This window comes from Synechococcus sp. RS9909 (assembly GCF_014279595.1).
In the GTDB taxonomy this organism is placed as follows: domain Bacteria; phylum Cyanobacteriota; class Cyanobacteriia; order PCC-6307; family Cyanobiaceae; genus Synechococcus_C.
In genome coordinates this window covers 591,887-608,503 of the sequence record NZ_CP047943.1, presented here as the reverse complement: position 1 = coordinate 608,503, position 16,617 = coordinate 591,887, and the positions used below count along the sequence as shown (strand labels likewise).

The 16,617-nt window shown below is 62.2% G+C and carries 18 protein-coding genes, 3 tRNA genes and 1 rRNA gene; 9 read left to right on the top strand and 13 right to left on the bottom strand.

What is annotated here, in order from left to right:
* Nucleotides 1-46: 46 nt before the first annotated feature.
* From SynRS9909_RS03065 to SynRS9909_RS03055, 3 genes are all read right to left on the bottom strand, one after another.
* Nucleotides 47-119: transfer RNA gene (locus SynRS9909_RS03065), tRNA-Ala, on the bottom strand.
* A gap of 9 nt (nt 120-128) precedes the next feature.
* Nucleotides 129-202: transfer RNA gene (locus tag SynRS9909_RS03060), tRNA-Ile, on the bottom strand.
* A gap of 185 nt (nt 203-387) precedes the next feature.
* A 16S ribosomal RNA gene (locus tag SynRS9909_RS03055) occupies nt 388-1,872 on the bottom strand.
* A 694-nt stretch (nt 1,873-2,566) separates the two neighbouring features.
* Here SynRS9909_RS03055 and SynRS9909_RS03050 point away from each other — a divergent pair.
* Entirely contained in the window at nt 2,567-4,036 is a 1,470-nt protein-coding gene (locus tag SynRS9909_RS03050) for a glycoside hydrolase 100 family protein (RefSeq protein ID WP_007100532.1), read from the top strand.
* Between the two features lie 47 nt (nt 4,037-4,083).
* Here SynRS9909_RS03050 and petD read toward each other — a convergent pair whose 3' ends face one another.
* Both petD and petB read right to left on the bottom strand, forming a co-directional pair.
* Nucleotides 4,084-4,566 carry a cytochrome b6-f complex subunit IV gene (petD, locus tag SynRS9909_RS03045; protein WP_007100533.1) on the bottom strand — a complete coding sequence of 161 codons (483 nt, stop codon included), beginning with the start codon at nt 4,564-4,566 and terminating at the stop codon, nt 4,084-4,086.
* Nucleotides 4,567-4,643: 77 nt separating this feature from the next.
* Nucleotides 4,644-5,300: a cytochrome b6 gene (gene petB / locus SynRS9909_RS03040; RefSeq protein ID WP_007100534.1), complete on the bottom strand. Its 657-nt coding sequence runs from the start codon at nt 5,298-5,300 to the stop codon at nt 4,644-4,646.
* A gap of 59 nt (nt 5,301-5,359) precedes the next feature.
* Between petB and ctpZ the strand changes: the two genes are divergently transcribed.
* Complete coding sequence (ctpZ, locus tag SynRS9909_RS03035) at nt 5,360-6,676, top strand: carboxyl-terminal processing protease CtpZ (RefSeq protein WP_007100535.1); 1,317 nt, start codon at nt 5,360-5,362, stop codon at nt 6,674-6,676.
* A gap of 4 nt (nt 6,677-6,680) precedes the next feature.
* Nucleotides 6,681-7,964, top strand: coding sequence for an HD domain-containing protein (locus SynRS9909_RS03030; RefSeq protein WP_038001571.1), 1,284 nt, complete (start codon nt 6,681-6,683; stop codon nt 7,962-7,964).
* Here the strand turns inward: SynRS9909_RS03030 and SynRS9909_RS03025 are convergent.
* From SynRS9909_RS03025 to SynRS9909_RS03015, 3 genes are read right to left on the bottom strand one after another with little or no spacing between them, the layout of a single operon-like run.
* Nucleotides 7,915-8,526 carry a chromate transporter gene (locus SynRS9909_RS03025; protein WP_007100537.1) on the bottom strand — a complete coding sequence of 204 codons (612 nt, stop codon included), beginning with the start codon at nt 8,524-8,526 and terminating at the stop codon, nt 7,915-7,917. The genes SynRS9909_RS03030 and SynRS9909_RS03025 overlap by 50 nt on opposite strands.
* Nucleotides 8,523-9,113 (bottom strand): chromate transporter, encoded by a 591-nt coding sequence (locus SynRS9909_RS03020; protein ID WP_050752443.1) that lies wholly within the window; start codon nt 9,111-9,113, stop codon nt 8,523-8,525. Before SynRS9909_RS03020 ends, SynRS9909_RS03025 begins: the two co-directional genes overlap by 4 nt.
* A complete protein-coding gene (locus SynRS9909_RS03015; RefSeq protein ID WP_007100539.1) occupies nt 9,106-10,125 on the bottom strand; it encodes a phosphatidylserine/phosphatidylglycerophosphate/cardiolipin synthase family protein in 1,020 nt (339 codons plus the stop codon). Before SynRS9909_RS03015 ends, SynRS9909_RS03020 begins: the two co-directional genes overlap by 8 nt.
* Nucleotides 10,126-10,231: 106 nt before the next feature.
* Between SynRS9909_RS03015 and minC the strand changes: the two genes are divergently transcribed.
* The 5 genes from minC to SynRS9909_RS02990 all read left to right on the top strand — a co-directional run bounded on the left by minC (nt 10,232) and on the right by SynRS9909_RS02990 (nt 12,409).
* Complete coding sequence (gene minC, locus SynRS9909_RS03010; protein WP_007100540.1) at nt 10,232-10,945, top strand: septum site-determining protein MinC; 714 nt, start codon at nt 10,232-10,234, stop codon at nt 10,943-10,945.
* A gap of 19 nt (nt 10,946-10,964) precedes the next feature.
* Nucleotides 10,965-11,780, top strand: a complete 816-nt coding sequence (minD, locus tag SynRS9909_RS03005; RefSeq protein ID WP_038000819.1) for a septum site-determining protein MinD — start codon at nt 10,965-10,967, stop codon at nt 11,778-11,780.
* 4 nt (nt 11,781-11,784) lie between these two features.
* Nucleotides 11,785-12,090, top strand: coding sequence for a cell division topological specificity factor MinE (gene minE / locus SynRS9909_RS03000; RefSeq protein ID WP_007100542.1), 306 nt, complete (start codon nt 11,785-11,787; stop codon nt 12,088-12,090).
* Nucleotides 12,091-12,104: 14 nt separating this feature from the next.
* Nucleotides 12,105-12,347 (top strand): response regulator transcription factor, encoded by a 243-nt coding sequence (locus tag SynRS9909_RS02995; RefSeq protein ID WP_007100543.1) that lies wholly within the window; start codon nt 12,105-12,107, stop codon nt 12,345-12,347.
* A tRNA-Thr gene (locus tag SynRS9909_RS02990) sits at nt 12,338-12,409 on the top strand. Before SynRS9909_RS02995 ends, SynRS9909_RS02990 begins: the two co-directional genes overlap by 10 nt.
* A gap of 23 nt (nt 12,410-12,432) precedes the next feature.
* Here the strand turns inward: SynRS9909_RS02990 and SynRS9909_RS02985 are convergent.
* The 5 genes from SynRS9909_RS02985 to SynRS9909_RS02965 are packed head-to-tail and all read right to left on the bottom strand — an operon-like array spanning nt 12,433 to nt 15,710.
* A complete protein-coding gene (locus SynRS9909_RS02985) occupies nt 12,433-12,600 on the bottom strand; it encodes a hypothetical protein (protein ID WP_007100544.1) in 168 nt (55 codons plus the stop codon).
* Nucleotides 12,588-13,205 (bottom strand): L-threonylcarbamoyladenylate synthase, encoded by a 618-nt coding sequence (locus SynRS9909_RS02980; protein ID WP_186593782.1) that lies wholly within the window; start codon nt 13,203-13,205, stop codon nt 12,588-12,590. Before SynRS9909_RS02980 ends, SynRS9909_RS02985 begins: the two co-directional genes overlap by 13 nt.
* 4 nt (nt 13,206-13,209) lie before the next feature.
* Nucleotides 13,210-14,109 (bottom strand): peptide chain release factor N(5)-glutamine methyltransferase, encoded by a 900-nt coding sequence (gene prmC, locus SynRS9909_RS02975; RefSeq protein WP_007100546.1) that lies wholly within the window; start codon nt 14,107-14,109, stop codon nt 13,210-13,212.
* 9 nt (nt 14,110-14,118) lie between these two features.
* Nucleotides 14,119-15,228: a DNA-processing protein DprA gene (locus SynRS9909_RS02970; protein ID WP_007100547.1), complete on the bottom strand. Its 1,110-nt coding sequence runs from the start codon at nt 15,226-15,228 to the stop codon at nt 14,119-14,121.
* Between the two features lie 32 nt (nt 15,229-15,260).
* Nucleotides 15,261-15,710: an acyl-CoA thioesterase gene (locus tag SynRS9909_RS02965; RefSeq protein WP_038000821.1), complete on the bottom strand. Its 450-nt coding sequence runs from the start codon at nt 15,708-15,710 to the stop codon at nt 15,261-15,263.
* A 53-nt stretch (nt 15,711-15,763) separates the two neighbouring features.
* Here SynRS9909_RS02965 and SynRS9909_RS02960 point away from each other — a divergent pair, with 53 nt between their 5' ends.
* Nucleotides 15,764-16,612 carry a universal stress protein gene (locus tag SynRS9909_RS02960; RefSeq protein ID WP_007100549.1) on the top strand — a complete coding sequence of 283 codons (849 nt, stop codon included), beginning with the start codon at nt 15,764-15,766 and terminating at the stop codon, nt 16,610-16,612.
* Nucleotides 16,613-16,617: the final 5 nt, after the last annotated feature.

The following is a 16,617-nucleotide window of genomic DNA, read 5'->3' as shown; positions in this document are numbered from 1 at the left end:
TCACTCAACTCCTAAAATCAAGAAGCTGGGGATCACGTTCGGTCAGTGGAGGTTAGGAGACTCGAACTCCTGACATCCTGCTTGCAAAGCAGGCGCTCTACCAACTGAGCTAAACCCCCAACACCGAATGGGCCATCCTGGACTTGAACCAGGGACCTCACCCTTATCAGGGGTGCGCTCTAACCACCTGAGCTAATGGCCCAGGAGTCTCATCCCTTTTGGGGTGTGACCTAGACAAAGTTTAGGAACTAAAAATTGATTCCATCCTCACTTGTATTGCTACAAATTTGATGAACTCAAAGCTGAGGTACCGATCGACCTAAGGTGACAGGATTTTGACCTAAGAATAAAAATACTCAGGCATCAAAATCATTGTGTGTCTCCCTGTTAGGAGGTGATCCAGCCGCACCTTCCGGTACGGCTACCTTGTTACGACTTCACCCCAGTCATCAGCCCCACCTTCGACGTCCTCCTCCACAAGGGTTGGAGTAACGGCTTCGGGCGTGGCCAACTTCCATGGTGTGACGGGCGGTGTGTACAAGGCCCGGGAACGTATTCACCGCAGTATGCTGACCTGCGATTACTAGCGATTCCTCCTTCACGTAGGCGAGTTGCAGCCTACGATCTGAACTGAGCTACGGTTTATGGGATTTGCTAGCTCTCGCGAGTTTGCTGCCCTTTGTCCGTAGCATTGTAGTACGTGTGTAGCCCAGGATGTAAGGGGCATGATGACTTGACGTCATCCACACCTTCCTCCGGTTTATCACCGGCGGTCTCTCTAGAGTGCCCAACTGAATGCTGGCAACTAAAGACGTGGGTTGCGCTCGTTGCGGGACTTAACCCAACATCTCACGACACGAGCTGACGACAGCCATGCACCACCTGTCACTGCGTTCCCGAAGGCACTCTCCCGTTTCCAGGAGATTCGCAGGATGTCAAACCCTGGTAAGGTTCTTCGCGTTGCATCGAATTAAACCACATACTCCACCGCTTGTGCGGGCCCCCGTCAATTCCTTTGAGTTTCACACTTGCGTGCGTACTCCCCAGGCGGAACACTTAACGCGTTGGCTACGACACCGAGGGGGTCGATTCCCCCGACACCTAGTGTTCATCGTTTACGGCCAGGACTACAGGGGTATCTAATCCCTTTCGCTCCCCTGGCTTTCGTCCATGAGCGTCAGTTATGGCCCAGCAGAGCGCCTTCGCCACTGGTGTTCTTCCCGATATCTACGCATTTCACCGCTACACCGGGAATTCCCTCTGCCCCTACCACACTCTAGCCCAACAGTTTCCACTGCCACGATGGAGTTAAGCTCCACTTTTTAACAGCAGACTTGAAGGGCCGCCTGCGGACGCTTTACGCCCAATAATTCCGGATAACGCTTGCCACTCCCGTATTACCGCGGCTGCTGGCACGGAATTAGCCGTGGCTTATTCCTCAAGTACCGTCAGTTCTTCTTCCTTGAGAAAAGAGGTTTACAGCCCAGAGGCCTTCATCCCTCACGCGGCGTTGCTCCGTCAGGCTTTCGCCCATTGCGGAAAATTCCCCACTGCTGCCTCCCGTAGGAGTCTGGGCCGTGTCTCAGTCCCAGTGTGGCTGATCATCCTCTCAGACCAGCTACTGATCGATGCCTTGGTAGGCTCTTACCCCACCAACTAGCTAATCAGACGCGAGCTCATCCTCAGGCGAATTTCATTTCACCTCGCGGCATATGGGGTATTAGCAGCCGTTTCCAGCTGTTGTCCCCCTCCTGAGGGCAGATTCTCACGCGTTACTCACCCGTCCGCCACTAACCCGAAGGTTCGTTCGACTTGCATGTGTTAAGCACGCCGCCAGCGTTCATCCTGAGCCAGGATCAAACTCTCCGTTGTAGATCATTTCCTCTTGCGTCCTGCTCTCTCGAGCAACACACTCAAAATGATTTGCATCACCCACAATCATGCACTAAAATGCACAATCGCAGTTGAAGCCTCCTTCTTTTGATAGAAGGGTTCAAAGAGTGCACTTAGAATCTCTCCCTCGTGACTTTCCAGAATCTCAGATCCGGTTTGTCGCTCCATCATTTCGCACACCGGCAACACAGAAGCTCGTGAAAACTTCCCTGTTGCAGCGAATGACTTCAACGCAACATAAAATGTTTGACGGGACCTCACACCTTCATCGCTTCTCATCTCATCCACACAGACAAGCCTCTCAGCTCCTCTCGCGGATCAGACGCAATGAAAGCGTCAGTTCCTAAACTTTTTGATTGTCCAGGTTCTGCCGTCGCGCTCCCTCCTCAGGAGCGGTGGGCGGTGCGGTCTCTCGCGACCGCTTGTGAAACTTACAACACCGGCGGATCGCTCCTCTCGGTCTCGTAAGCACCGATTGACGCAAGCAGCTCTCGCTTCCTCCGCCTCTCGGCTGCGCTTCAGGCCTCAGCCCCCCGCGCAGTCCAAAAACATAACCCATCAACCGCCACACACGCAACAACTCAACCCAAGGGGCAGATCTCCAGACTTGCTTCCACTGGCCAGATCGCCTGCAATCACTAGGGTCCTGACAGGAGAGGTGAGTGAAAACGCCATGGCAGGACGCTTCAGCCAGCAGCACCAACGGGTACGGCCAAGCTCCAAGGAAGACCAGGTGGTGCAGAAAGCCCGGGAACATTTCGAACGCACCCTGGTGCCCGTGGCGGGATCCCTGGCGGGAAGCGTCGCTGCCCTGGAACACCCCAGCCTTGATGGCGCCCTCAATTACGGCGAAATCTTCCTGCGCGACAACGTGCCGGTGATGGTCTACCTGCTCACCCAGAGGCGCTTCGACGTGGTGCGGCAGTTCCTGAGTGTGTGCCTGGACCTTCAGAGCACCACGTACCAGACCCGTGGCGTGTTCCCGACCAGCTTTGTGGAAGAAAACCAGGAGCTGATCGCCGATTACGGCCAGCGCTCCATCGGGCGGATCACCTCCGTGGACGCCAGCCTCTGGTGGCCGGTGCTCTGCTGGCTGTACGTGAAACACAGTGGTGATCACGCCTTCGGGTCGAGCCAGAAGGTGCAACGCGGGATCCAACTCCTGCTCGATCTGGTGCTGCATCCCACCTTCGAGGGCACACCGGTGCTGTTTGTTCCCGATTGCGCCTTCATGATCGACCGTCCCATGGACGTGTGGGGGGCGCCGCTGGAAGTGGAGGTGCTGCTCTTCGGCTCTCTACGCAGCTGCATCCAGCTGATGGAACTGTCGCGGAGCCAGCACAACAGCCGCCTGCTGGACCAACGCCTGGTGCTGACGCGCCAATGGGTGCACGATCTGCGGCGCTTTCTGCTCAAGCACTACTGGGTCACCAGCAAAACCATGCAGGTGCTGCGCCGGCGACCCACCGAGCAGTATGGCGAGAACCAACATCAGAATGAATTCAACGTGCAGCCTCAGGTGATTCCCGACTGGCTGCAGGATTGGCTGGAAAACCGGGGCGGCTACCTGATCGGCAACATGCGGACAGGCCGACCCGATTTCCGCTTCTACAGCCTGGGCAACTCGCTCGGCTGCCTCTTCGGCCTGCTCACCAGTCCGCAGCAGCGCGCCCTGTTCCGACTGGTGCTCCACAACCGCGACCATCTGATGGCGCAGATGCCGATGCGGATCTGTCACCCACCGATGGATGGGCTCGAGTGGCAGAACAAAACCGGATCGGATCCGAAAAACTGGCCCTGGAGCTACCACAACGGCGGCCACTGGCCGAGTTTGCTCTGGTTCTTCGGCGCCTCGATCCTGCTGCATGAACGGCGCAACCCTCACGCGGATGTGCTGTTGATGGGCCAGATGAAAGCACTCCTGGAGGAGAGCTATTGGAGCCACCTCAATCAGTTGCCCCGGCAGCAGTGGGCCGAATACTTCGATGGCCCCACCGGCACCTGGGTTGGACAGCAGTCACGCACTTACCAGACCTGGACCATCGTGGGGTTTCTGCTGCTTCACCACTTTCTCCGGGTCAATCCCGACGATGTGGAGCTGCTCGACCTCGATGAGCTGCAACCGAGCACCGCGCAGCCATAAAAAAAGCCCGGCTGTCAGCCGGGCAACGAAGCGATCGAGAGATTGGATCAGAACAGACCGAGGGTGAGGGATTTGTCGATCGGCAGGGCTGCACCAATGCCGAGATAGATCGTGGTGACCGTTCCGAAGAGGAAGACCGCCATGGCAACCGGACGACGGAACGGGTTCTGGAACTTGTTGAAGCTCTCAATGAAAGGCACCAACATCAAGCCCAGAGGAACCAGGGTCTGGAGCGCGATGCCGAGCAGCTTGTTCGGAACAACCCTCAGAATCTGGAAAACCGGGTAGAGATACCACTCGGGAAGAATTTCCAGAGGGGTGGCGAAAGGATCAGCCTTGTCGCCGAGCATGGCGGGATCGAGAACGGCCAGACCGACGATGCAGGCGATCGTTCCCAGGATGACGACAGGGAAGATGTATAGCAGATCGTTAGGCCAGGCAGGTTCTCCGTAATAGTTGTGGCCCATGCCCTTGGCCAACTTGGCCCGCAGCTTGGGATCAGTAAGATCCGGCTTCTTGAGGATGTGCATGATGAAAGACGGGGTTGTACAAACGGTAGAGACAGCTGTTCGAAATCTGCTTCAGACTGTGAAGCGAATGCAATCGATCACAAGGGACCTGAGATGCCCTGCTTCCGAATCATCAGGAAGTGCATGAGCATGAACACGGCCAGAAGCCACGGCATCACGAAAGTGTGCAGGCTGTAGAAGCGCGTCAGCGTGGATTGACCCACACTCTCGCCACCACGCAACAGTTCCACCATGAAGTCACCCACCACAGGAATGGCAGCAGGCACACCCGACACAATCTTCACGGCCCAGTAACCCACCTGATCCCAAGGGAGGGAATACCCGGTCACACCGAACGACACCGTGATCACGGCCATGGTGACGCCCGTCACCCAGGTGAGTTCGCGGGGACGCTTGAAACCACCGGTGAGATACACGCGGAAGACGTGGAGGATCAGCATCAGCACCATCATGGAGGCGCTCCAGCGGTGCACGGAGCGGATCAGCCAACCGAAGCTGACGTCGGTCATCAGATACTGAACCGAGGTGTAAGCCTCAGCCACCGTGGGCTTGTAATAGAAGGTCATCGCAAATCCAGTCGCAAACTGGATCAGGAAGCACACCAGGGTGATGCCGCCCAGGCAATAGAAGATGTTGACGTGGGGAGGTACGTACTTGCTGCTGATGTCATCAGCGATGTCTTGGATTTCAAGACGTTCCTGGAACCAGTCGTAGACGGGTGAGGAGTTCGCCATGCAGAGGTGGGCTTGGATTGCGAGAGTCTACTGAACACGTTCCAGCGACCGCGTCCGCGATGAAGCCGATGTTGCCGACTGTTAACCGCTGGGCCAACCCCTTGCGGCATCTGGCTTTTGGTCTGATTGGCCTGCTGCTGACCAGCCTGATGGCCGCCCAACCGGCCCTGGCGCTCAACGACGCCCAGCAGCTGGTGGTGGAGAGCTGGAAGCTGGTGAACCAGAGCTATGTCGACCCGGCCCGCTTCGATCAGATCCATTGGCGCCGGCTGCGCCAGAAGGCCCTGGAGGGATCGATTCAAACCAGCGACGAGGCCTACAACGCCATCGACGCGATGCTGGCTCCGATCGGGGACCCTTACACGCGCTTGCTGCGACCGACCGACTACGACGCCATGAAGGCGAGCAACGAAGGCAGTCTCAGTGGCGTGGGTCTGCAATTGGGCCACCGACGGGAGGATGAACGCGTCGTGGTCATCGCCCCTCTGGAGGGGTCACCCGCCGCCGATGCCGGGATCACCAGCGGCACCCTCGTGTGTGCCGTGAACGGCGAATCCACCGACAGCCTCGGCCTGGAGGCCACCGCCGCCCGCTTACGCGGTGACGTTGGGACCCAGGTGGTGCTTCGGCTCCAGACTCCCACCGGTGCGGAGCAGGAGGTGACCCTGGAGCGACGCCATGTGGATCTTCGCACCGTGCGCACCCGCCGTCTGCGCAGCGACACTCACACCCTCGGGTATCTGCGCATCACCCAATTCAGCGAGGGGGTGCCCGATCAGGTGCGCGAAGCGCTGCAAGAACTCGCGGATAAGGGAATCGAGGGGTTGGTACTGGATCTGCGCAACAACTCCGGTGGCCTGGTGAGTGCGGGCTTGAGCGTGGCCGATGCCTTCCTGAGCAACCAGCCGATCGTGGAGACCCGCAATCGGGATGGAATCGCGGACCCGATCCAGGCAGGAACGGGAAGCCTGTACGACGGCCCCATGGTGACCCTGGTGAACGGGGGCACAGCCAGCGCCAGTGAAATTCTGGCGGGAGCGCTTCAGGACGATGGACGGTCACCACTGCTCGGCGGCCGCACCTTCGGCAAGGGCCTGATCCAGACGCTCACCCATCTCAGTGACGGCAGCGGCCTGGCGGTGACCGTGGCGGGTTATGTGACCCCGAGTGGGCGCGACATCCAGGGGCAGGGGATCGAACCCGAGCGGCTTCTCGATCAACCGGAACCGCTCAATCCAGGCGGAGATGGCGACCGCTGGCTGCTCGACGCCGAACGGTTCATGGAATCGCTGCTGGATCGGGAGACCACGACCCAATCCCTCAGCGAAGCTCCGGCTGATCCGGATGCAGAGCTTGCAGCCCTCGAAGCCGGCTGATGCGATGGGCAGCCGAACCTTCCATGACCCACTCCATCGCAGCATTCGCCTCGATGGCGACCAGCCGGCCGAGGCCATGGTGCTGGCCCTGGTGGACAGCCGCCCGTTTCAACGCCTGCGGCGCATCCGTCAGCTCGGGCCGGCCTTCCTCACCTTCCATGGCGCCGAATCCAGCCGCTTCACCCATTCGCTTGGGGTCTTTCACCTCGCCCGCCAGGCCCTTGAGCGGCTGATCCGACGTGATCCAAGCCTGGAGGCGCAACGCGCGGTGCTCTATGCCTCGGCCCTCCTGCACGATCTCGGCCATGGCCCCCTCAGCCACACCGGGGAGGAGATGTTTGGCCTGCGCCATGAGACCTGGTCGGCGCGACTGGTGCGCGACCACCCGGAGATGCGCAACATCCTCGATGGAGTGGGGCACGGAACCGCTGAAGCGGTGGCCGATCTCCTGCTCCATGGCCGGGCCGAACGACCGGTGATCAAGGCGCTGGTGAGCAGCCAACTCGACTGCGATCGCCTCGATTACCTTCTCCGCGACAGCTACAGCACCGGCACCCGCTACGGCCAACTCGATCTGGAACGGATCCTCTCCGCCCTCACCCTGGCGCCCGATGGTGCGCTGGCGATCCACCCCAAAGGCCTAATGGCCGTGGAGCACTACCTGGTGGTGCGCAATCTGATGTATCGCAGCGTGTACAACCACCGCCTGAACGTGGTGTGCAACTGGCTGCTAGAGCAACTGATCCGCACCGCGCGCCAGCTCGGGCCGGAACGGGTATGGAGCGACAGCACCATGGCCCGCTGGCTCTGGGATCCCCAGGCGTTGGATCTCGACAGCTTCGAAGCCAACGACGACCTGCGCACCGGGTATCACCTGCTGCGCTGGAGCGAGGAGGCTCCGCCACCCCTGGCGGAGCTCTGCCAGCGATTTCTGCATCGCCGGCTGCTCAAGGCGATGCCGGTGAATCAGCTCGCCGCCGGAGCGCAGTTGGAATTGCTCGCCCTGGCGCGACAACTGGCGGAGCAGGAGGGCCTGGATCCGGCGCTGACCTGCGGACTGCGCCATCAGCAGCTGCGTGGTTACCACCCTTACCAGGGCGGGCTGCGTCTCTGGGACGGCCATCACCTCCAAGCACTGGAGCAGTGTTCAGCTCTGGTGAACAGCCTCTCCACCCCCGAGGAAACGGCCTGGTTGATCCATCCCGGCAGCATCAGCCAAGCGCTGAACAAGGCGATGCTCAGCGTTGATTCAGGCCCCACGCCCCCAGCACCCCGGCGACAGCCATGAACCAAAGGGGCGAAATACGCGTGCGCAACATGAGCACACACACAATCGCCGACACCAGAACACCGCCAATGTTGTTGTCTGCCGTGCGGAGAATTTTGAGGCCAACGGAAAAGAGAATTCCGAGGGTGACCGGGCCCATCCCACGCTCAAAGGCCACCCTCCAGGGTGAATGCGAAAACCGTTTCCAGCCCAGACAGGCCACGATCATCACCAGGGTGGAGGGCAAGAGCAGGGCTGTTTCAGCCGTGTAGGCCGACACAAGCTCCCAGGGCAGACCCTCGCCAAGGGCGGAACTCATGCCGATCAAGCCGGCGATCATGGAACTGGGGCCTGGCGCCGCCTCGGCAAGCGCATAAATGTCGGCAAATTGGTTGTTGGTGAGCCAACAGAATCGCTCCACACTGAGGTGGTGATACGCGGCCAGCAGCGTGTTGCCGCCACCGAGGGAAAAGAGAGATAGGGAAAGAAATTGCCAGGCCATGCGCAGCAGCTCAGCGATCGGGGCATCCGGCCTCGGCGCGCAGGCCAACCAATGGAAGCTCCCCTCCAGGGTCATGATCATGGAGCCGGATCTCCCTGCTGTTGGTGTCGCGGCCAATACCAGGCCATGGCCAAAGGTCCAAGAACGAGAACCACAGGAATGAGATGAAAGCGGAATCCTGACAACGCCACGAAGGTGACCAGCGCCAGCAGCAAAGCCATCCGGTCGCGCCAATACTCATGGAGGATCTTGAAACCCATGGAGAGAGCCATCCCAGCAGCGGCTGCCACCACACCAGCCAGCACCCTGTCGACAGCGGGGATGGTGTGAAACCGAAAGTAAAGCAAACCGACTGTTGTCAACAGCGTAAAGGGCACCAACAACAGCCCCGCCAAGGCAGCCACGGCACCGGGTAACCCCCGGAAGGCTGTGCCGATATACACCGCCATATTGACCTGATTAGGACCAGGAAACAGACGCGCAACCGTGAGACCTGTGATGAACGCCTCGTTGGTCATCCACTGGCGCTGCTCCACCACGATGCGCTGACTCCAGGCCGACAAGCCGCCTCCGAAAGACGACAAGGCCACCTGCATCATGCCGATGAAGAGCTGACGGAGCGTGGGCCTCGCTTGAGAGTCAGGCAAAAGCCCGGATGGATCACTCATGAACAAACTCGGGGTCAGGAATCAATTCGCCATCATCATGAGCGGCCGGATCGAGAGGATCGGGCGCCTCATAGGCATGCGCCTGATCCCAGTCAGCCTCAAAAATACGCTTCAGGCGCATCAACACATCCTCAGCATCACTGCCAACACCCAACTCGCGCCGTACATCAAATGCACTGCGATCCAGATTCATGGAACCGGTCTGGGCATAGCGGCCATCAACGATGATGAGTTTGGCGTGCAACTTGAGATGCTTCTGCCGGCGAATCTTCACGCCTGCATTTTCCATAATCCGTAGCGAGGCGAAGGTGTCATAGATATCCCAGTCACTGATTCCATGCTTACCTCCACACAACACCCGCACCTTCACCCCACGCTTACGCGCCTGAATAATTCGCTCGAGGATAACAGCGTCAACAAATTTTGGATGTTGAATATCAAGGGTGTGACGAGCTTCGTCAATCAACCGCGCAATTTGCGTGCGACTGTATTCGTTACTCCAAAACAAACCAACGGTTAAGTCTGGCTCGAAATCACGATCTTCCCAATCAGCCTCAAATCCGGCGATCACCTGCTCTACAACCTCAGTAGCAAAACTGACAATCCCATAATCACGCGTCTGCGTGAAATACTTATTGGACAAATTGAAGGTCGAGATCAAAACCTCCTTGCGATCGATCACCATTGATTTTTCATGGGTCACCGGGAATCGATCGCTGGTCCAGGCCACATCGACACCAGCCGCCTTCAGCCGCTCAAAGGCAGGATCATTCCAACGCGTTCCCCCTGAGGTATGGGGATTCAACATCACGCACACGCGAACACCGCGAGCATGGGCATCATCCAGCGCCTGCAGAACCTCAGGAGACTCCAGCTTGAACTGCTTGAGCAGCAACTCACGCTGCGCCAGAGCAATCAAACCGAGAACCGCTTCCGCCCCATCATTCGGCATCACAATCAGCCGTTGATGAGGGTGCCTGACATCACAAGCCAGGCCTTCGAGCATCGTCATGAGAGGCAACGGCCGCACGACGAGGTGCGCCGACGTTGTTGAACAAGAACCCTTCCATTCTCTTCGGCGCGAGCCTCAACGACAAGATCAGCTCTAGCTTTGCCCCATGCACGCGCTCGATGCCCAATCACCGGTTCCCGCTCCCGCCCAGCGCCACCCGGTGCTGACGCTGCCCAGTCAGCGCACGCTCCACTGGCGCGAGGTCCTGCCTGCCGCCCTCTCAGGGCTTCCGCCTGGGCCGGTGGATCTGGTCTGCGCCGACTGGGCCTTGAGCGGACGTGAGCTCCTGGAACTGCTGGGCGAACTCGAAGCAGCGGGTCACCCGATCCGTTGCCTGGAGGCTCAGAGCATCGACACGGTGGTGAGCGGCCACGCCCTCGGCCTTCCCACACGCTGGATCGAGCCACCGGATCAAGCGCCCTCAGACCAGCCAGATCAAGACCAGCCCCATGACATGGCCCAGCCCGATGACAGCCTCCGCCTCCATCGCGGCACCCTGCGGTCCGGTGATCACCTCACCGCCCAGGGGCACCTGCTGGTGCTGGGGGATGTCAATCCAGGCGCCAGGGTGAGCGCCGGCGGCGACGTGCTCGTGTGGGGACGCCTGCGTGGCAGTGCTCACGCGGGCGTTCACGGCCATGAAGGGGCACGGATCGTGGCCTTACAACTCAGACCGTTGCAGCTGCGCATCGCCGACACCGTGGCGCGCGGTCCTGAGGACCGCCCCCAGCCCGGACTGGCCGAACAGGCCCGACTCGAAGCGGGAGAAATTGTGATTGAAGCGGCAGATGCTCAGATGCCCAGACCACCTCTAGGCTGACGCGACTTCCCGGGAGCCCGTGGCGTCTATCTCGCGAACGATCCTGATCTGCTCCGGCAAAGGAGGTGTGGGTAAAACCACGCTCACCGCCAACCTCGGCATCGCCCTGGCACGCCAGGGTCAGAAGACCGTGGTGCTCGATGCCGATTTCGGCCTCCGCAACCTCGATCTGCTTCTCGGCCTGGAAAACCGGATCGTGTACACAGCCCAGGAGGTGCTCGCCAAAAGCTGCCGGCTCGACCAGGCGCTGGTGAAGCACAAGCAGGAACCGAACCTGGCCCTCCTGCCGGCGGGGAATCCGCGCATGCTCGAGTGGCTCAAGCCCGAAGACATGCAATCGATCGTGGGCATGCTGGCGAAGCAGTTCGACACCGTGCTGATCGACTGCCCTGCCGGGATCGAAGACGGGTTCAAGAATGCGGCCGCCGCCGCCCGGGAAGCGATCGTGATCACCACACCGGAGGTCTCGGCCGTCCGTGACGCTGATCGGGTGATCGGCCTGCTCAACACCCAGGGGCTCAGCCCCGTGCAGCTGGTGCTCAACCGAGTTCGGCCAAAAATGATGGCCAATCAGGAGATGCTCGCGGTCGATGACGTCACCGATATCCTCGCCCTGCCCCTGCTCGGCCTGGTGCTGGAAGACGAGCAGGTGATCGTGAGCACCAATCGCGGCGAGCCGCTCACCCTCAGTGCGAGCCAGTCTCCGGCCGCTCGCGCTTACAGCAACATCGCCCGCCGACTCCAGGGTGAGGATGTCCCCCTGATCGACCCCGCCAAGGAAGGCCGCGGCCTGCGGGCCAAGGTCCGGCGCCTGATGCAAAAGAAGATCTTCTGACCCGATGACCCTGCGCGACATCCTCGACAAGCTGCTCGGCCGCCAACCGGCCAGCGCCACCACCGCCAGGGAGCGTCTGCAGCTGGTGCTGGCCCATGACCGCACGGATCTCAGTCCTGAACTGCTCGAGCAGATGCGTCGGGAGATTCTGGAGGTGGTGGCCAAGTATGTGGAGATCGACCTGGACCACGGCGATGTGAGCCTGGAAACCGAAGACCGGGTGACCGCCCTGGTCGCCAATCTGCCCATCCGCCGACCACTGGCAGTGACCGAACGGAGCAGCGACAGGAGCGGGGAATCCTTCGATTAGTCGCCAAGGACGCCTTGCCATCCCATCGCCTCACCCCCACCGAACAGACCATCCTCAATCTGCTCAGCCAAGGGCTCAGCAACCGGGCCATCGCTTCACGTCAGGTGGTGAGCGTCCGCACGGTGGAGTCTCACATCAGCCATGCGCTGGAGAAAACAGGCTGTCGCTCCCGGCTGGAATTGGTGCTCTGGCGGCTCGGCCGGAGCCAGGACGCGGGCACTGAACCGACCGTTACACTGCCGCTATCGCCGGCTTAGCTCAGCGGTAGAGCAGCGCTTTTGTAAAGCGAAGGCCATCGGTTCAAATCCGTTAGCCGGCTTCAGGCCATCCTCAAGCACCCTGTCAGCGTTCTTCGCCAGGGCGACCCGCCAACAGCCACACCCCGATCAGGGCCAGCAACCAGGGGAGCCACTGGAGGTTGAGCACGGAGGTGCCAAGGCGCATCACCGGCTCCAGGGGCCACTGGGCCAGGGCCTGGAGCAACACCACCAGGGCGATCAACCAGAGCATGGAGGCTGAAGCAGCAGACCTTTCGGCATCACAGCGCCTTGGCGCAGCAACTGCCACCGGCCCGGCCCAAGCCAGGCCAGGACCGTGCTGGCCTGGCCAGATGGCTCCGGCCAGGGCAAGGGGCCCAGCAGGGGGAGCGAAGGAAAACACTGCGTCGCTTCCCGGGCTGACTGAGCTGCCGGCTCGCCGGAGCGGTTGATGCTGGTGGTCGCCAGAGGACCACTGAGGCTCAACAGGTGCCGGGTGGGCGCACAATCGGGAATGCGCAGCCCCAGGGTGGCCGCCCCCGGGTGGAGGTGCTGAACGGTCGGGCCGGAGGCGGGCAACACCAGCGTGAGCGCCCCGGGCCAGTGGGCCGAAGCCAAGGCGGCCGCCTCCCCACGCACCTCGGGCGCCACATGGGCCAGCAGGCTCTCGGGTTCGGCCCCCATCAGGATGAGGGGCTTGCGGAGGGGGCGTCGCTTGAGCTGCCAAATCTGCCGGGCATGCTCCGGCAGAGACGCCAGAGCCGGCAGGGTGTCGGTGGGGAGCATGGCAGCCCCTCCCATCCGCAGCTGGTGGAGCAGAGCGTTGGAGTCGGTGGCGAGGGGCGAAGCGGCTGTCATCGCCTCAGCATGGCTGACGCGCACACACGAAGCGGCGCACACCCTGCCAATCTGTTTCAGCCTTCAGGTGGTCCAGGCCGGCGGCAGCGCAGAGGTCCAGCACCGCCGCGCTCTGATCGTGGTGATGCTCGATCAGGAGCCAACCGCCCGGCGCCAGGGCCTCGGGAGCCCCCGCAACGATCAGGCGCGTCGCCGCCAGGCCATCCGCGCCGCCATCCAGAGCGAGCCGAGGCTCATGCTCACGCACCACAGGGTCGAGCTGATCGACCACCGCACTGGGAATGTAAGGGGGATTGCTGAGCACCAGCTGCAACAGCCCCCACCAGGGCCTCAGGGGCTGCCACCAATCACCGCTGTGAAGGGTGCAGCGTGCTGAAACCCCATGCCGTTCAAGATTCAGGCGCGCCAGCGCCAGGGCCGCTTCGCTGCAGTCGACGGCATGCCCACTGGCCTGGGGAAAGGCACGGGCCAGGGCGACGGCCAGGGCGCCAGAGCCCGTTCCCAGATCCGCCCAGCGCAGCAACGGCTGAGGGGAGGCACCGGGTTGCGCCGCCCGCCAGCGCTCCAGGGCCAGATCCACCAGAGATTCCGTCTCCTGCCTGGGGATCAGCGCAGCGGCCGATACCGTGAGCTCAAGATCGCGCCAAGGGCAGCGACCCACCAGGTGCTGGAGCGGTTCATGCTGCAGGCGATGACGCTGCCAGAGCGAAGCGAGCTCGGAGAGCTCGCAGGCGAGCCGCACCCGACGGGCCGCCGGATCGAGATGCAAGGCCTGCAGATCGGCCCAACGCAAGCCACCGGCCAGATCGAGCAACCAATCAAGATCCACAGCACGCCCGCCTGTGGCCAGCTGGGCCCGGCGCCAGGCCAGAAGCTCGTTCCCGCTCAGCTCCACTAAGGTCATGGGCTGAACCTAGACAAGCCGCCATCGCATCCCGGCTTCCGCCTGCACCAGCCCCTGCAATTCGAGCTGCAAGAGCTGCTCGGCAAGCACCCCGGTGGGGCGACCCAGATCCCGAGCCAGACGATCGAGGCCGGCTCCCTCTTCCAGAAGCCGCAACAGCGGCGCATCCTGCACCTGGGGGACAGGGCTGCCACCACCCCCGCAGGCTGCAGCAGCCTGAGCCCCATCAGCGCAGGGGCCGGGCCCGAGGGCGGTGAGAAACGACGCGATCGAGAGCAAAGGGCAGGCGCCACTCGTGAGCAAGCGATTGCTGCCGCAGGACGACTGACGCAGGGCATCCCCAGGCACCACCCAGAGCGACCGCTCCATCGCGAGGGCGATCTCGGCTGAAATCAGCGCGCCGCTTCCCTCCGGGCATTCCACCACCACCACCCAGTCGGCAAGCGCGACCAGAAGCCGATTTCGCAGGGCAAAGCTGGCCCGACTCACCCTGGCCTCGGGCCCATGCTCACTGAGAAGCAGCCCCTGGCTCGCCACGGCCGCCTGCAGCCTTTCATGCTCAGGCGGATAAACCCGCGTGAGGGGCGTACCCACCACGCCAACCGGAGCACCGCCTGCCTTCAGGCAGCCTTGATGGGCCGCCGCATCCACCCCCTCAGCCAGGCCGCTGACCACGGGCCAACCCGCCCGTGCCAGCGCTTCGCCGAGAGCTTCCGCCATGCGCAGGCCATGGCTGGAGGGCCGGCGGGTGCCGACGATCGCGACCGCCTGCCGCGCAGACACCGTCGGCAGCAGAGCGGCATCGCCGCGCCAGTGCAACAGCTTCGGCGGCCGCTTCAGATCCTCCAGGGCCAGGGGCCAGTTGGCATCACCGGGAATCAGAACGCTGTCAGGAGCCAGCACGGCCGGGCTGTCGCCCCAGCGGCGGCGATAGGCATCGACCGTCTGCGTCAGGGAATCTGGCCACCGCAAGGCACGTTGCAGCCGTGGCAAGGGCCAAGACCAAAGCCCAGCCAGGCCGGCTGGATCCTGCATCGCCAGCGACTGCAACGCCGACAGGCGAACGGCCCCCAGACCAGGACAGCGACTCCAGAGCCACCACCAATCACGCGCCTCCAAACCCTTCTCTCTAGTTCATGCGTATTACTCTCTCATGCGGACGGGCCCCGCTGCAGGCGCTCCAGCGCCTCCTGCAAGGCCGGCGGAGCCTGGCGGAGCACGGTGCGCCGCGCCCCCTCCAGCCGCACCAGCACCAGCTCGACCCTGGCCATCGCCGCCACCTGTCCATCCTCACGACACCACCGACTCGCCCAGGGCCAGCGCACGCCCCGACGCTGCAGCGCCCAGCTGTCCAGATCCACCTGCTCGCCATGGTGCAGGGCCTGGCGATAGTCCAGCTCCAGGCGCACCACCGGCATCTCCAGCCCCTCAGCGGCGAGGCGGTCATAGGGCAGGCCCACGGCAGCCAGGGCCTCCACCCGCGCTTCCTCCAGCCAGGCCACATAGGCCCCGTGCCACATCACGCCACCATGATCAGTGTGTTGGGGCAGCACCCGCTTCCGCCAGCACCAGGGGGGCGTCGTAACGCTCTCAATCACCATGTTTCTGACCCGGTTCATCGGCCATAGGCTGCTGCAAAGGCCGCTGCACTGCCGTGTTCAACAACCTGCTGATCGCCGACTCCGGCAAGGGGCACGTCGAGGAGATGGTGAGGATGCTCCGCGACCTGCCCGGGTTCCGCTCAGCGCGCATCAACCTGCTGCATGTGGTGCCGGAACAGGACAAATCCGGATCAGACGAGCACTGGAGTGCTGCAGCGGCGCTGTTGTCTCAGGCCGCCGAGCGCCTGGGCCTCGATCGCAGCGAGGTCAACGCGATCATCCGCTCCGGCGATGCCAAGCAGACCGTGCTCAAGGTCGCCGATGAACTCAATGCTGACCTGATCGTGATGGGGTCCCGCGGACTGGGACGTCTGCAGTCGATCCTGGCCAACAGCACCAGTCAGTACGTCTTCCAGCTCTCGACCCGCCCGATGCTGCTCGTGCGCGACGACCTTTACGTCCGTCATGTGAACAGGCTGCTGGTCACCGTGGATGGCACCGGCGTGGGGGACGACGCCCTGCGACTGGCCTGCGAGATGGTGCGCGACATTCCTGGAGGTCAACTGACCGGTGTGCATGTCGCCCGTCAGGACGTGACCCCGACCAGGGGGGCAGCAAGCAAGAGTGACAGCCTGCTGAATGCGGCGGTGCAGCGGGCCAGGAGCTTCGGCGTCACGTTGACACCCCTGCACATCACCGCGAATGACGTGGGGCGCGGTGTCTGCCAAGCCGTCAAGGAGGTGAATGCCGATCTGGTGGTGATCGCCTCACAGGATCGCCGCCCCCTCGTGGCTCGAGGCCTGGTGGATCTCGACAAACTGCTGGGAGGCTCGGTGAGCGACTACATCCGCGTGCATGCTCCGGCGCCCGTCCTGTTGGTCCGGGAGCCGGAGCGTTCCTGAGGGGG